This window comes from Alteribacillus sp. HJP-4 (assembly GCF_042139015.1).
Taxonomy (GTDB): Bacteria; Bacillota; Bacilli; order Bacillales; family Marinococcaceae; genus JBHIKY01.
Genome location: NZ_JBHIKY010000003.1, coordinates 166,696 through 181,647 on the forward strand (window position 1 = coordinate 166,696; position 14,952 = coordinate 181,647).

18 protein-coding genes are annotated in these 14,952 nt (G+C 42.0%); 3 read left to right on the plus strand and 15 right to left on the minus strand.

The window, feature by feature from the left end; translation table 11 throughout:
* Positions 1-31 precede the first annotated feature (31 nt).
* Both ACE4RR_RS03850 and ACE4RR_RS03855 read right to left on the minus strand, forming a co-directional pair.
* A complete protein-coding gene (locus ACE4RR_RS03850; RefSeq protein WP_375534075.1) occupies positions 32-571 on the minus strand; it encodes a hypothetical protein in 540 nt (179 codons plus the stop codon).
* A 67-nt stretch (positions 572-638) separates the two neighbouring features.
* Entirely contained in the window at positions 639-1,427 is a 789-nt protein-coding gene (locus ACE4RR_RS03855; protein ID WP_375534076.1) for a DUF4349 domain-containing protein, read from the minus strand.
* Between the two features lie 478 nt (positions 1,428-1,905).
* On the opposite strand from ACE4RR_RS03855, the gene ACE4RR_RS03860 reads away from it, so the two are divergent.
* Both ACE4RR_RS03860 and ACE4RR_RS03865 read left to right on the plus strand, forming a co-directional pair.
* Entirely contained in the window at positions 1,906-2,415 is a 510-nt protein-coding gene (locus tag ACE4RR_RS03860; protein ID WP_375534077.1) for a hypothetical protein, read from the plus strand.
* 257 nt (positions 2,416-2,672) lie between these two features.
* Positions 2,673-3,068: a hypothetical protein gene (locus ACE4RR_RS03865; RefSeq protein WP_375534078.1), complete on the plus strand. Its 396-nt coding sequence runs from the start codon at positions 2,673-2,675 to the stop codon at positions 3,066-3,068.
* 265 nt (positions 3,069-3,333) lie between these two features.
* Here the strand turns inward: ACE4RR_RS03865 and ACE4RR_RS03870 are convergent, their stop codons facing one another.
* Together ACE4RR_RS03870 and ACE4RR_RS03875 are read right to left on the minus strand one after the other, a co-directional pair.
* Entirely contained in the window at positions 3,334-3,819 is a 486-nt protein-coding gene (locus tag ACE4RR_RS03870) for a DinB family protein (protein ID WP_375534079.1), read from the minus strand.
* 43 nt (positions 3,820-3,862) lie between these two features.
* On the minus strand, positions 3,863-4,384 hold the full coding sequence (locus tag ACE4RR_RS03875; RefSeq protein ID WP_375534080.1) for a DinB family protein: 522 nt from the start codon (positions 4,382-4,384) through the stop codon (positions 3,863-3,865).
* A gap of 102 nt (positions 4,385-4,486) precedes the next feature.
* Here ACE4RR_RS03875 and ACE4RR_RS03880 point away from each other — a divergent pair, with 102 nt between their 5' ends.
* Positions 4,487-5,200, plus strand: a complete 714-nt coding sequence (locus ACE4RR_RS03880; protein ID WP_375534081.1) for an AAA family ATPase — start codon at positions 4,487-4,489, stop codon at positions 5,198-5,200.
* Positions 5,201-5,217: 17 nt separating this feature from the next.
* Here the strand turns inward: ACE4RR_RS03880 and ACE4RR_RS03885 are convergent, their stop codons facing one another.
* From ACE4RR_RS03885 to ACE4RR_RS03935, 11 genes are all read right to left on the minus strand, one after another.
* Complete coding sequence (locus tag ACE4RR_RS03885) at positions 5,218-5,697, minus strand: methylated-DNA--[protein]-cysteine S-methyltransferase (protein ID WP_375534082.1); 480 nt, start codon at positions 5,695-5,697, stop codon at positions 5,218-5,220.
* Complete coding sequence (locus ACE4RR_RS03890) at positions 5,687-6,253, minus strand: bifunctional transcriptional activator/DNA repair enzyme AdaA (RefSeq protein WP_375534083.1); 567 nt, start codon at positions 6,251-6,253, stop codon at positions 5,687-5,689. Before ACE4RR_RS03890 ends, ACE4RR_RS03885 begins: the two co-directional genes overlap by 11 nt.
* A 17-nt stretch (positions 6,254-6,270) precedes the next feature.
* The gene (locus tag ACE4RR_RS03895) at positions 6,271-7,533 is read right to left on the minus strand and encodes an APC family permease (RefSeq protein WP_375534084.1); all 1,263 of its coding nucleotides are present in this window, start codon (positions 7,531-7,533) and stop codon (positions 6,271-6,273) included.
* A gap of 92 nt (positions 7,534-7,625) precedes the next feature.
* Positions 7,626-7,880, minus strand: coding sequence for a DUF2164 domain-containing protein (locus ACE4RR_RS03900; protein ID WP_375534085.1), 255 nt, complete (start codon positions 7,878-7,880; stop codon positions 7,626-7,628).
* A gap of 306 nt (positions 7,881-8,186) precedes the next feature.
* On the minus strand, positions 8,187-8,882 hold the full coding sequence (locus tag ACE4RR_RS03905; RefSeq protein WP_375534086.1) for a class I SAM-dependent methyltransferase: 696 nt from the start codon (positions 8,880-8,882) through the stop codon (positions 8,187-8,189).
* Between the two features lie 206 nt (positions 8,883-9,088).
* The gene (locus ACE4RR_RS03910; protein ID WP_375534087.1) at positions 9,089-10,369 is read right to left on the minus strand and encodes a TRAP transporter large permease; all 1,281 of its coding nucleotides are present in this window, start codon (positions 10,367-10,369) and stop codon (positions 9,089-9,091) included.
* 2 nt (positions 10,370-10,371) lie between these two features.
* Positions 10,372-10,866, minus strand: coding sequence for a TRAP transporter small permease (locus ACE4RR_RS03915; protein ID WP_375534088.1), 495 nt, complete (start codon positions 10,864-10,866; stop codon positions 10,372-10,374).
* Positions 10,867-10,882: 16 nt separating this feature from the next.
* Complete coding sequence (locus ACE4RR_RS03920) at positions 10,883-11,899, minus strand: C4-dicarboxylate TRAP transporter substrate-binding protein (protein WP_375534089.1); 1,017 nt, start codon at positions 11,897-11,899, stop codon at positions 10,883-10,885.
* A 110-nt stretch (positions 11,900-12,009) separates the two neighbouring features.
* On the minus strand, positions 12,010-13,107 hold the full coding sequence (locus tag ACE4RR_RS03925; protein WP_375534090.1) for a mandelate racemase/muconate lactonizing enzyme family protein: 1,098 nt from the start codon (positions 13,105-13,107) through the stop codon (positions 12,010-12,012).
* Between the two features lie 5 nt (positions 13,108-13,112).
* On the minus strand, positions 13,113-14,012 hold the full coding sequence (locus ACE4RR_RS03930; protein WP_375534091.1) for a fumarylacetoacetate hydrolase family protein: 900 nt from the start codon (positions 14,010-14,012) through the stop codon (positions 13,113-13,115).
* Between the two features lie 26 nt (positions 14,013-14,038).
* A complete protein-coding gene (locus ACE4RR_RS03935) occupies positions 14,039-14,812 on the minus strand; it encodes an SDR family NAD(P)-dependent oxidoreductase (protein ID WP_375534092.1) in 774 nt (257 codons plus the stop codon).
* Positions 14,813-14,952: the final 140 nt, after the last annotated feature.

A 14,952-nucleotide genomic window follows, 5' to 3' on the forward strand; every position in this document is an offset into this window, starting at 1 on the left:
TAAGTCCAATCCGATCAGGCATCAATGTTAATCATGCCGCCAGAAGAAAGCGAATGAGGCCTGACAACGCAAAAAAGAAAAGGAGGGTACCGAAACCAATCCCTGTAACAGCACTTGCAGCAACATTCAGCTTTCTAGATATCGGTAACGACATAAGTGACGTCCCCGTAAGCAGCACTCCTAATACAATCAAGCTTCCATCCTGAAAGATACTAGTTAACCAGAAAAAATGAATTCCGACAATAAAAGCGATCCAGGGGGCAACATATTCTTTTAATCTTCTTTTTAATAAAACAATTGCGCCAATCCCGGCTAGAAAAAATTCAATCCAGACGAAAACTATATAACGATGAAATGTAGTTGTAACAGACAGGGCTGTGGCTTCCTGCCAATGGGTCACACTCAGGTATACCCCGAACAAACAGACAACCATTGCCAGGACAGAAGCTGCCCCTAAATATTTGCGCCAGCTTTTTCTCGGGTTTTCCTGTGCCCAGCCAAACCACATAAAGCTGAACATCCCAAAAATGCCGGTATACATTGCGTAATCTCTTATATACTCCACTTCCATTTCTCCTCCCCGCCGCCATCCTATGACTCATCCACTGTTTGTTTTTTTCGTTTCCTTTTAAAATAAATCACTGCTCCTGCCAAAATACAAAAAGTGGAAATAGCACAGGAGACAAACCAATGAAAAATATGGCTATTTGTGAAAAGAAGGTAAGTATAGCATTTATCGTATCCTTAAAAAGATTTTGTGCTTCCCTCCACGTCTGCAGTGAATCCTTTTTTGCCACGGCCGAACCAGCATTCTCCTTCATTTCAATCGTTATTGTTGAATAATCAACGTGATTCTCTAAATAATTAATTCGTCCTTTCAGCTGTTCTATTTCCTGCTGGGTCACGGATAAATCATCGGAAATAGCAAGGAGGTCTTCCGTTGTTTCCGCTTTCTCCAAAAAACTGAGCAGTCGTTCCTCCACCGTTTCCTGAGAACGAAGCTGTGCTTCAAGATCTACATACTCCTCTGTCACATCGTTTCCGTTTGTAGAGCGATCAAGCACTTTTGTGCCGACCTTTTCCACCACATTCAAAAATGAGGAAAAGTGCTCCTGAGGGATCCGTACAGTAAGGAGTCCCTTTGGTTCCTCCTCCTTCTCCTCCTGAACATTGGACTCAACAATATAACCGTCCATCTCTTCAATATGTTGTTCAATTCGGCGTTGTGCATTCCCATAATTTTCAACTTCAATTCTCATATTTCCTTCATAAATAATCATTCGATCCGCGGCATCCACTTCTTCAAGCGCTTCGGTGCCACTGTTTCTATTTTCATCAGTGGGCGAATCGTTTTCTACTCTCTGGTCCGCGCCGGCAGACCCCTCCACTGACTCCTCTTCCACGCCTGACTCATTACCTGAATCCATGACAGCCTCATCCTGAGACACTTCGCCCCCGTCTGATTTTTCATTACTGCACGCTGATATTCCTAAGAAAAGCACCACAATCCCAATCACAAATGACGCGTCCGGTCTGTCATTTTTTTTCCCCCTGTACTGTCTTTACCTATGAAACGCGTGAAGCAGCAGACAGGTGGCAAAAAGAAAGAAGATTTATGAAGAGTACAACATAGGAGAACTTTTACTTATGCAAACCTTGTTTCATAACCTGTATTCTACTAACTTTTTCAACAAAATAGTTTCCGTCCGTTACCATTTCATATTTTCATTGCAGGTCTTTATGTCTATTTTACTAACTAAGAAAAGAAAGCAAGCTGTAAAATGAGAAAATAGTCGATAATTGTAAAACGATTATTGCAGGGGATTTCTACATTATTGTTGAAGTAAATGACATAAGTTCTACGATGTTACAATCTTGGCACAATGAAGAAGGATGGTGATTGAGATGTTAAAAATGATAAACAATTTTTTCAAGTGGATGCCGCATAATGAGCAGAATATGTGTGAAAGAAAGCTGATCGCAGTTATGAAAAAGCTGAAAATTGAAGACTACACGTTTAACTGGGATCGCAGCAGCTGCTTCATCGAGTTTCATTATCAGGATAAGCCTTATAAGGTGGAACACTCTGTCCAACAAGCGAAAGTGAAGGGCATTATTTTGAAGAATGGATTGGACTGCTTAATGGAATTAATCAAATCGCTGGAAGATCTGTGTGTGATCATTGACCGGGGAACGTACAAGCTTGAAACCTGGATTGCCGGAATGGAGCAGCAATCCGCAGCCAAAGAAGAAATTCCTGAATTTGAAGAAGAATTTCACATCCGCTATAAATCCTTAGGTAAACAAGCGGCGCCGGAATACGTAAGAAACAAAGATTTTGTTCATTCTTCTTCAGAAGCACCCCTGGGCAGCTTTGACCGCAGCCATATACTGCCGCGCTCTCAACGAAAATAATTGAAGGTCTCTCACCAGCCATCATTAATCATCTTACAGATTACAACCGCTCTTCCGACAGTTTCGGGACAGCGGTTTAATTTTTGCTTTTAGAAAATTCATCTTATAAAAGAGAGAAAATAAAGAGATGAGGCCCTTTCCGTTGGAATAAGCAGGCCAACCATTCCGGCTGCTAACACTAATTTCCAATGTTTGACACTCAATGTACAATGAAGGTGAGAATGACAAAAACTGAATAATAAGGAGGTGTTATTGAAATGGAAAGATTCCCTAAGTATTTACTCGCATTGACTCTTATCTTCTTTGTCCCTATTTCTATCGTTTCTGCGGATGCTGGAGAGTGGGATAGTTTAGGAGGAGACAGATTCAGCGATGAAACAGCTATCTGGCCATCTGGTGGAGGCGCTTTTAAGATATGTCTCAGTTCTGATAGTCAGCCGGGATTTTATCAGTTATTTGAAGAAGATCCGTATAGTTTTGACGACAAAGTAAAATATGGTGGAGTCTATTTTAAAACAGCCGGCAGCAATGATTTCGATTCAAATGGTTGTCACGTATTCAGTGATATTAACGATTACGTTGATGACGGGCAAGCCGAATTTTATTTGAAAAAATACTCAAGCGGTGAATCTTTTGTCTGGTTCTACGATTAATATGAATGAGTATGGGGCTGTATCATAAATGATACTCGCCCTTTTTGCATGGTAAAAAAAGCAGTGGACAAGTCCTTCGCTTTCCGTGGGCAGCGCTTCAGCTAACCGGGCGAAACCCGCGCCCGGCGGATCTTCAGCCGCTGCTCTTCCCACTGGAGTCTTCGGACTTGTCCCCTGCTATCTTCTATTTAGGATACTACTTTTTCTATAAAAAGGGGCTTTTGCTACAGCCCCAAGAAAGATTCTCTTTCTTCAAAGTGTTCTTTTATTCGTATTCGTCGAATAGACCTCTTTCAATTAGATTCGCCGTAATTGGTTTCCTGTTCATTTCCCGAGCCCAAATGGACAGCTGCCCCACATGATGTATCTCGTGTGCTATTACGTGGCGCATGACTTCTCCATGCCTTAACCGGATAGTTCTTCCTTCAGCATTTGTATCCAGATGAATAAGTGATTCCATTTCATCTGTCCAGGAAGATACAAACGGTTCGACTTCTTGATGATAAATGTTCGAAAGCTCCCTGACTCTTTCCAGGCTGTTGTAATTATGAAATGGTGGCTCCTCAGGTGCTTGTTTTCCCTGGAGGTCCTGCAGCCAGCTGTATTCCACATCAATAATGTGAAACAACGTGTAGAGGATGCTTCCTGCCCCTCCTGTCCGTTTTTTTAATAGTTCTTCTTCCGGCACATTTTCACACCATGCGAACCAATCATTTCTTACCTGCCAATTATACTGAAATAACTTCTGCATGAATCTAGCCTCCCGTTCATAAGATTACAACTCCATTTTCATTTTATTTTTTTAAAATTCCTAAATATTCTTCCCATGGTCCCACATCCTCCCGGTACCTTTTTGCCATCACCCTGGTAATCTGCGCAAGATGGGTTAGGTCGTGAACTACCCAGGTTGAAATCAGCTCTCTTCCTTTTACTGCGCCGAAGGCAGGATGAAATCCCGTTAACTCAAGATGAACGGCAGGATCAATCAGCTCCTTCAGTCTAGCGAGATTTTGAGCACGCACGGATTTAAACTCTAGGAGCTGTTGTTCTATTGGACGGGCAGGCTTTTCCAGATGAGAAAAGCGGTCAAATGCTGGAAATGGCTTTTGCTCTCCTTCTTTAAGAAGAAATTCCATTCTCGGAATCCAATTGTACTTTTCTGCCTCAATAAGATGTTCAACCACGTCTGCAGCGTTCCACGTATCTTTGCCTTCCCTGCATTCGATCCAGCCCTCGGACACGCCGGATAATAGTCCCTCTAATGCATTCGGCGTTCTTTCTAAAATCTCAATCGCTTCTTCCATCGTAAAATTCATAGGAGACTTTTCCTTTCTATTGTAAATAGGCGTACCTCTCCCTTACTAAAGGCACTTGTGATAAGCTGAGACTAAAAATAAATGTGAAAAGCTGGTGATCTTTTGTTCTTAAAAAGAATTCAACTTCAGCATGATCAAATTCCTTCTTTTCAGAGCTATCCTTTTTCTATACCTTCCATCAAAAGTCTTCATCAATTGGATATTAAAAGTAATGTTACATTTTTTGTCGGTGAAAACGGAGCAGGAAAGTCCACGCTGCTTGAAGCAGTCGCAGACAAGTGTGAATTTAATACAGCAGGCGGCGGAAGAAATAATTATTATGAAGTAGATGCTTCAGAATCAGCTCTTGGAGATTACATAAGACTGTCCTGGCTTCCTAAAGTCACCAATGGTTTCTTTCTGCGGGCTGAGTCTTTTTTTCATTTTGCTTCCCATGTTGATACTGTAGAGGCAGCTGATTCCTATGGCAGCCGATCCTTGCACGAGCAATCCCATGGAGAGTCTTTTTTATCCCTTTTTCTAAATCGCTTCAAGGGGAAGGCGATTTATTTATTGGATGAACCAGAGGCCGCTTTATCTCCGCAGCGGCAGCTGACATTTCTTAAAATTTTACGTGATTTAGACGTGTCGAGGGAGAGTCAATTTATCATTTCCACTCATTCTCCCATTCTGTTAGGTTATCCGGACGCCACTATTTTAAGCTTTGATAATGGGCATATTAAAGAGATAGAGTATGAAATGACTGACCCCTATCAAATTACTAGTTACTTCCTCCAGAACAGAGAAAAGTTTTTGAAGGATATTTTCGATGATTAGCAGAGAAGCATAAGCTTTTAAAACGAAGCTCCCTCCAACTGAAGTAACTTCTTCTTCATCTCCATTCCTCCGGCGTAGCCTGTCAACGTTTTATTCTTTCCTATCACCCGGTGACAGGGGAAAATAATCGGCAGAGGATTTATACTATTGGCATGGCCGACCGCCCGGACAGCCTGAGGACGTCCAAGGATTGAAGCAATCTCTGAATACGAAGTCGTTTCACCGTATGGAATGCTCTGAAGAGCCGACCATACTTCCTTTTGAAAGGGGGTCCCTTTCATCTCAAACGGTACCTCAAAATACTTTCGTTTTCCTTCAAAATATTCTTGAAGCTGCCTGCGCACCTCCCCGCTGTTCTCCACACTCTTCTTCAATTCCTGATTTTCTACAACAGTTCTCCAGTGGTGCTCAGTTAATACTACGCGAACGAGATTACCATTTTCCTTTAACACAATCCTTATCGTTCCGAAATCTGTTTTATACTCCTCATAATTCAAGGCTCTTCTCCTTTCTATAACGCTTAGGTGAAACTGTATTCTTTCGTTGAAAAGCTTGATAAAAGCTGGATTGGTTTTGAAATCCTGCTTCCAGGCAGACGTCAAGGATAGAGAGGTCTGTCGTTTTCAAAAGCTGGATAGCTTTTCTTAAGCGCACTCTTTCCAGATAAACACGCGGGGTTTCCAACGTTCTTTTTTTAAAAAGGCGCCCTAAATAATAGGGGCTGACTCCAGCGTGATGTGCCATTTGAGGCAGCGTGAGCTTTTCCTTATAATGCTCATGGATGAATGATCTGACGTTTTTTATAATATCTAAATCCGGTGCAAAATCAGTGGTTTCCGGCTCGCACCTTTTGCAGGGACGGTACCCCGCCGCTCTTGCCTCCAGCGTCGTTTCAAAGAATGTGACATTTTCTTTATTCGGTCTCCGGGAGCTGCAGGATGGGCGGCAAAAAATACCTGTCGTTTTCACTGCATAAAAGAACATGCCGTCATAGCTGGAATCTGAGGAAGCTGTTATTTTCATCATTTCAGAGAATGTAAGATTTTTAAACATTCCTTCTCACCTCCATCTCAATTATTATAGTTGAACTCTCTTCTCTTTAAAAAGAGAATATAAATTGCATATAACGCTGTCACAATCAATGGAACAAGAAGATACGATTGAAAAAAAGGCAGTACAAGCGTACAGAATATACAAGCAGATAAAGAACTCAGCCATGGCAGGCTCCCCCGTTCAAACAGCTTTACACCTGCTGCCATTGAGAAAACATACACAAGTATGCCTAGAGAAGTGGGAATAAATAATATTTCATTAAACGACATGGATAGCGCACTCGTAATAATTACGCCGCTCCCTGCAAACAAAACGACAAATACAACTACACGCCTTGAAATTTGTTTTCTGGGATGAAGCACAGAAAAATACGCCGGCAATGCCTGATCTCTGCTTAATGAATACCCAAGCTGGGTTAGACTCGCTACAAATGCATTAGCTGTCCCTGTACAAATAATAAAAGCTAGTATACCGGTTGCGATTTTGGCGTTCCATCCAAATATATCATCCATTATTACAGCAATAGGAGAAAGGCTGCTTTCCTCACTCCCATATGTCCCCGTTCCAATCGTTATAAAACTGAGTGCTAGAAACAGCCCGCCTATAATTATCACACTAATAATTGTACTTCCGACAATATTTTTATCAGGTTCTTTAAAATTTCTAGATAAGCTGCAGATCGCCTCCCATCCAAAAAATGACCAAAATATAACTGTAAGTGCCGTACCAATAGAACTTCTTCCTCCAAGGAAAAAAGGAGAAAAATTGCTAATTTGGACACTCGAAATGGAAAACAAAATCGTTACTAATAAAAGGATGAATAAACAGCCGCTTAAGATGAAAGCAACAATACCACTTACTCGTACTCCATAATAATTCGTGCCTCCTGCAATGAGCAAAATTATTAGTGCAGAAAGGGATATTTCCATTTGTGAAAAACCAAATGCCTTTCCTAAATAAAAGGCCCCTGTTAACGAAACGATTGTCTGGCCAACAGCCGCCGTAACAAAATAAAACCATCCAATAATATTACCTGGATGATGCCCAAAAGAGAACCTCACAAAAGTTGAGATTCCCCCAGCATCTGGATATTTTCTTGCCAGGCTGGCAAATGAATAAGCTAAAGGAAAGCTGATTAAAATAACAATCAGCCAGGATAAAATAGAGGCCGGCCCCGCAATCGATGCAGTTACACCGGACAGAAATAGAACACCTGACCCTAATACAGCCGCGATATATAAGGCAACTCCCTGAAATAAACCAATAGATTGATTGTCCATGCCTTCACCTCACTTCACTACATTTAAAATAGCATGTAAGGTTTCATGAATTCCTCTCAATTATTGCGGTTTAATTCAGTAAAAACTTTTCGCTACCGTCTATTATGTAAAGTGGGCTTTTCCAGCGATTGAATATCCTCTTCTAAACTCATCATCTTTTGTTCAAGCATTTCCCTCGCATCCTTAATACCCTGATTATAGATGTACGGCCCGATTTCTTTTATGACAAAATCAAGCATATTCTCCGCTGCCAGGTCCCCTATTTCTTCAGAGCGTTCATTATAAAAATATTCTTTAACCAGGCTTATGATTTGGTCCTTGTTTTCCTTTGGAAGTCTAATATTCATTAAAATCTCTCCCTCGATTAGTATTTTTTAAAAACGCAGGGCAGTCCCATTATAGCTTCTTTAGTTTCATGTAACTTCCTTTTATTTAATTTGCCTCTGATCTCTCCGATGTGGTAGTGAGCTTTTTCCAAAAATACTATATAGAATTCGACATTTTTTTCAATAGTCTTACTATTGTGTATTTATTCCATAATTAAATTTGCTGTATTGTCTTCAAATAAATTTCCACTATCCCAGTACACTTGATTTTTCCCATAAAACGTAAAAAAGCCAGATTCATGAAAGAACCTGACTCTTAATCTAATATTATTTATAAATGTTCAAAAACTGGGTGGCAGCAGGCAGAAAGCGAAAACTCGTTGATAATAATTCCGCTGTTACATTAATAATTTCCAGTTCATTCATCAGCTCATCCATGAACGGGTATGGTTCGTTTTTGAACCCGACCAACGGGTAGATTCGGATGATCCCTCCCGGTTTCGTGACCCGAATTAATTCATTTACAGCCTGAAGGTGAAAATCATAACCAAATTGCTCCTGATATAAAAATAAGAAGTGATTGCATACTACTAAAGAAAATGTATCGTTCTCAAATGGCAGGTCCGGCAGAGCTGCCGGAATATAGTTTTCTTTGTTCTGGTAGCCGGCTAAAAATTTCTCAAGTGAATTCTTTCTTATTTCGTGATGGGCTTCAATATTTTTATAGGAATTCCATACAAACTGATGCTTCACCATTTCAATTTTCTGCGCTGCTGTTTCCACTTCTCTTTTTCCATGATTTTTCATTTCTTCGTGAGTCAGTCGGTACAGCGGATCGACAGCGGTGGCGTCAAAACCATTTGCGTTTAATTCAGTGACAAAAGAAGATGCGCCTGATGCTACATCCAGGATCCGCCCTTTTTCCAATAGATCTTTCTCGAGCATAAACATCTCTTTATACTCCTGAAAGGACCGACATGTCATTGCGACACCGATTTGCTCATAATATTTCGTTTTACTCATACTCATCTCTCCTTTTCTCATCTCTTCCTAACTAAACTCAGCTCAAACTACAAATACATTATAAATTACATTAGTAAGTACTACAATTCTAAAAATAATTAAATCCCTTTTCAGATTAATGCCATTTTCAGCGGACACTGGTTCCATAATTTGAATAAAATTTTGAAGAATAAGGCACCCCCGCAGCGGGAGTGCCAATCTGTGTTTTATTCCAGTACATTAGGAAGCAGCATAGAAATGGAAGGAATGTATGCTACGAGAAGAATCGCGACGACAAACACAATCCAGAGCGGCCACAGTTCTTTGATAAAGTGTTCTATCTTCACTTTCGTAATAGCACATACCGTAAACATGATGGTACCTATTGGCGGTGTGATGGTTCCAACGCTTAGACACAGGATGAAAAAGATTCCGAAATGAACGGGATCGATATTGTATGCCTCGAGCATTGGAATAAAGATCGGAGTAAGTATAATCAGCAATACATTGCCTTCTACAAACATACCGATAATTAATAGGAAAATCATCACTGCAAATAAGAAGAGATACGGATTATTCACAGAAGAGGTGGTCATATCCGTCAATGCCTGCGGTACCTGCTCCAGTGTTAAAATCCAGCCAAAAGCAGTGCCGGCAGCAATGATAATCATAACGACCGCGATAATATGTATCGATTCTTTGAGTGCGGCAATGAAATCCTTCACTTTCATCTCCCGGTACACGACAAACCCTAAAAACAGTGCATACAGCACAGCGATGGCTCCTGCCTCTGTAGGGCTGAAGGCTCCGAGCCGAATACCGCCAATAATAATGACAGGTAGCAGAATTGCCAGTAGGGCGTCCTTTGAAGCAGCCACTGTTTCTTTCAGAGTTGCTCTTGGGATGGGCTCCACTTCAAAGCCTCGCTTTTTAGCAGAAAAATGGACGAAAATGAACATAAGCACACATAGCAGCAGACCTGGAATAATCCCTGCCACAAACAAGTCCCCAATCGACACATCACCTATGTATCCGTACATAATCAGCGCGATACCCGGAGGAATAATTGGCGTTATTAATGAGCTGGCGGCGGTAACGGTGGCAGCAAATGCTTTATTATATCCTTTATTAACCATCTCAGGCACAAGAATTTTGGACTGCATCGCGGCATCTGCTACGTTGGAACCGGAGAGACCGCCCATCAGTACACTCAACAGTACATTGACTTTTCCGAGGCCGCCTGTCATATGGCCGGTTATCACCTGGGCAAAGCGCAGAATTCGTTTGGTGATTCCGGTGTAGTTCATCAGGATACCTGCTGTAATAAAGAAAACAATACCAAGCAGCGGAAACGATTCAACCCCGCTGAGAGCCCGCTGCGTCATGGTTTCTGCCTTAAAGCTGTCATTTACGAGAAAATACAGGCCGGATCCAAACATCATGGCAAAGGCAACGGGTACGTTTAATAAAAGAAGAACTAAGATAACGACAACGATGGTAAGTAACATGACTACTGCTCCTCCTCCCCTTTTATAAGGAACTTTTCATCCTTCAGTATGATCTTTTTCGTGATATGCCAAATAGAGAGGAGCCCGCCGACAGGAGCGGCAAGGTATATCCACAGGTAGTCAATGGACAGCACTGGAGTGATATTTCCGACAGACTTATAAGTCAGTATAATTCCCCACACGAAAAATACAACAAAGCACACCAGCATCACAATAACTAACGCAAACAGCTGATTGTATTTATAGAGCATGGAGGGGAATTTACGGACAAAGTAATCGATACTGACATGTTCATTTGTTTTCATCACGACACTCATCCCGACAAATGTCAGCCAAACGAACAAACCGAGGCTCACTTCTTCTGTCCAGGCTATCGGACTATTTAAAATAAAACGGAATACGACGTTCGCACTGACCATAACAATAATGCCGGCTAACGCAAGCAGGCTGATCACTTCATCTAAAGAATCTATGATTTTCATCATTTTTTTCAACATTCACCACTCCTTTCCATTACTCCCGTTCCTCCAGGAGCTTTTGTACTTTTTCGTAAAGGCCGTCACTCCACGTCGGCATCGATTCATATACCTTTTCCGCTTCTGCTTCGAAGGGCTCCTGGTCCACTTCATGGATGTTCATGCCTTGCTCTTCCAGCTCCTTCATTGTATCTTCCTCTGCTTTCTTAGAAAGCTCAATCCCGTAATCGCCGGCTTCTTCTGAAGATTCAATAAGTATTTCCTGTAGATCTTCGGGCAGGTTATTCAGGACATCGGACCCTATGACCCATGGGCTGATGATGGTCATGTGGCCTGTTAAAGAAAGATGATTGGTTACTTCGTGAGTCCTCGATCCGGTTAACACAGGAAGCGGGTTTTCCGCTCCATCGATGACTCCCTGCTGCAGTGAACTGTATAAATCACCAAGCGGAAGCGGTGCGGGCGATGCACCCATGGCAGCGAAGGAACGGATATATAAATTATTGTCAGGCACTCTGATGCGCAGGCCCTCTAAGTCCTCAGGAGTTTCCACAGGTTTGTTCGACATTATATGGCGGTCCCCATATAGCGTGTTGGAGGAAATAATTTCAAGATTGGCTTCCTCCTTTAAATCCGCTTCTAAACCTTTAAACCAATCTGTTTTTGTTAAATAAAACAGTTCTTCTTCATTCTCTGCGATATAAGGAGCACTCAGAATTCCAAGGTCGGGAACATAGTCCATGAGAAAATCAAAGGCAGTAAAGACGATAAGGTTGTTTCCATTTATAGCAAGCTCAATCATGTCCGCCTCGTCCCCAAGCTGCGAGCTTGGATACAAATTGAGCTGCAGGCGCCCATCGCTGCGTTCTTCGGCCAGCTCTTTCCATTTTTCCGCCTGTAAATCGATCGGTTCGCCCGGCTGATTTCCATAGGCAATATTGACAACATGCTTGTCTGCTTCAAAACTTGTTTCCGCAACAGTTTCGGAAGCCTCCTGACAGCCCGTTAATAAAGCTAAAACTCCTACTATCATAAGAAAAAAGCTCTTGTTCATCATGTCACTCCTTACCTGCTGTGAGAATACGCTTACACATTCTCTACTGAAAAAGAGCTAACATGGCAGATGCCAGAAACACCATATTAGCTCGTACATATCATCACGTTTTAGCCAATTCGATTTTCTTTTAACACTTGATCACTGAATTTACAGCCGAGTCCAGGGGCTTCCGGCAGGATATAGTATCCATTTTTCACTTCCATCGGGACTTCCCAAATATCCATAATAGATTCATAACAGCATTCCACCATCGGAACGTTTGGAGAAGCGGCGGCAAGCTGGGCATGAAGGATATGCTGCACATTGGTGTGAGGGATGACCTCTAAATCATAGCTGCGTGCAAGAGCTGCAACATCAAGCCATTCATCAATCCCGGATAGCTTTGTCACATCCGCCTGCACCACATCCACAGCCCCCATTTCAATATAATCCCGGAAATCATAACGGGTATAAATGGTCTCTCCTACTGCGATTGGTATATTAATTGATTTTGCGAGAGAGGCATGATCTTTTTTGTTAAATGGATTCATAGGCTCCTCTAACCAATGAATATCAAACTCTTCCAGCTTATTACCCCAGAACCTGGCCGTTTTTAAATCCCATACCGTATTCACATCAACCATTAATTTCACTGAATCCGGCAGTCTCTTTCTGACAGCCTTTACCCGCTCATAGTCCTCGCGTGGATCAGGCAGCCCGAGCTTCATTTTCACCGCATCAAAGCCACGGTCTATCAGGTTTTCCATATCAGTTATGAGCTCTTCAACAGACGTCTGCAGCCACCCGCCATCTGTATTGTAGGCTTTTACCTTTTCCTTTACCGGCCCTAAATATTTCCACAGCGGCTGGCCTGCATTTTTTAATTTAATATCCCAGAGAGCTAAATTAACAGCACATAGACCGACGCGGGTGATTCCGACCTGGCCGATAAAATGGTTCGTGTAATGCAGGTCGTTTACTATATTTTTATAGAAAAGTGGATCCTTTCCTATTAATACAGGAGCGTAGGTCTCATCAATAATCGTTTTAACAGCTCTTGTTCCTTTCGTGTAATTCCAGTTAAAGCCCCAGCCCGTCACTCCTTCATCCGTATCAAGGCGTACGGCAATAAATTCTACAGAATCTAGTCTTGACTGGGCATCGGTAATCGCTTTTTGTTGAAGCGGCACATCTAATAGGTAGGTTTCTACATTAGTAATTTTCATTTCTATTACACCTTCTCTTCGATAAAAGTATTCGTTAAGCTTCCAAGCTGCTCTATTTCGACTGTGACAGTATCTCCTGCTTTTAAATACACTCTTTCCGGCTCAGGGTCTCCTAAGATAACGCCTTCCGGTGTACCGGTTAAGATAATATCACCAGGCTCCAGTGTCATATGGCGGGAAATATAACTTAGAATCGTGTCGCAGGAAAAGATCATATCGGACGTGCTGGAGTTCTGCCTTATTTTTCCGTTCACGATCGTTTTCACGTGAAGCTTCTGTGGATCTTCTACTTCATCGGCTGTCACCACATACGGTCCCATGGGACTGAAGCCGTCACATGTTTTTCCGAGCAGCCACTGCGGCGTCTTAAATTGAAGATCCCTCGCCGATAAGTCATTAGCGGTGCAGTAGCCAAACACACCGTTAATCGCCTCTTCCTTAGAAACAGCCTTCATTTTTTCTCCGACGATGATAGCGAGCTCCACTTCATAGTCCACTTGTTCTGTTTCCACTGGAATTTCTACCACGTGCTTATGGCCTGTCAGTGTATTGTTAAACTTACTGAACAAAATCGGTGTTTCTGGATAGGGAGCCCCGGTTTCATCCGCATGCTGCTTATAATTTAAGCCAACACAAATGATCTTCCCTGGATTGGTGATCGGCGCTTTAAAATCAAGCGATTCTTCTTCAGCTAAGAATGAGGCGTTCTCAGTAATAGATAAGGAGGTAATGTAATTTTCCAGCTTCTTAATTGCCGTTTTATTATTCTGATAGAGCTCATCCATAGTTTTCGGAACATCTTTAGCCGGAGTTGTTTCCAGCGCTTCCATAACATCAATTATCCCTTGTTCCACAACCGCGCCGAGCCGTTTTTGTCCATTTCTTTCAAACGTACAAACCTTCATTCCTACCACCTCTTAATCTATTATTTTTAAACATTTTTACCGAAAACGACGCCGCCGTCGACATAAAAAGGAGAACCCATCACAAATTGAGAGTCGTCCGAAGCCAGAAATAAAGCTGCTCTGGCCACGTCCTCCGGAGAACCTAATTCTTCACTCAGCTGTCTCTTTTTTATTTTTTCAATGGCTTCCTCTGGATTTTCGTAGGATTCCTTTAAGTATTTTTCTACAAATGGAGTAAAAATAGTTCCCGGCAGCAGGGCATTCACACGAATGTGATGGGATGCATAATCAACTTGCATCGATTTGGTTAAGGAAAGAATCGCCCCTTTTGTCGCGGCATACGCCGCCCGGTCTGCAAGGCCCATTTCTGCAATACATGAAGACATATTAATGATGGAACCACTTCTGTTCTCTATCATCGAAGGAATCACATGTTTACTCGTTAGAAACACGCCCTTTACGTTAACAGCAAAGATTTTATCCCAATTTTCAGTTTTCACTTCGTGTAACGGTCCTACCCCGCTGATTCCGGCATTGTTAAATAATATATCAATTTTTCCCAGCTTCTGAATGATCAGGCTTACCGTGCTTATTATGCTCTCTTCATTGGTCACATCAGCTGAAAAGAAAAAAGCCCTGCCACCATTTTCGTTTATTTGCCCGGCCGTGTGGCTTCCTGCTTCCTCATCGATATCAACTATCACAACCTGTGCTCCTTCATCTGCAAATAATCTCGACGTACTTTGCCCTATACCTGAACCTCCTCCAGTAATAACAGCAACCTTTTCATGCAGCTTCATCTGCAGCACCTCTTTCCATGAAAGCGGATTCTTTTATGATATGATAAGCCTAACACTCTTTATTAGGTATAAAAATTGCTTTTCTTGTTTAATTTATTGCTTTTCTTGCACTATATTTATTGGCGAAAGGATTGCAGCTG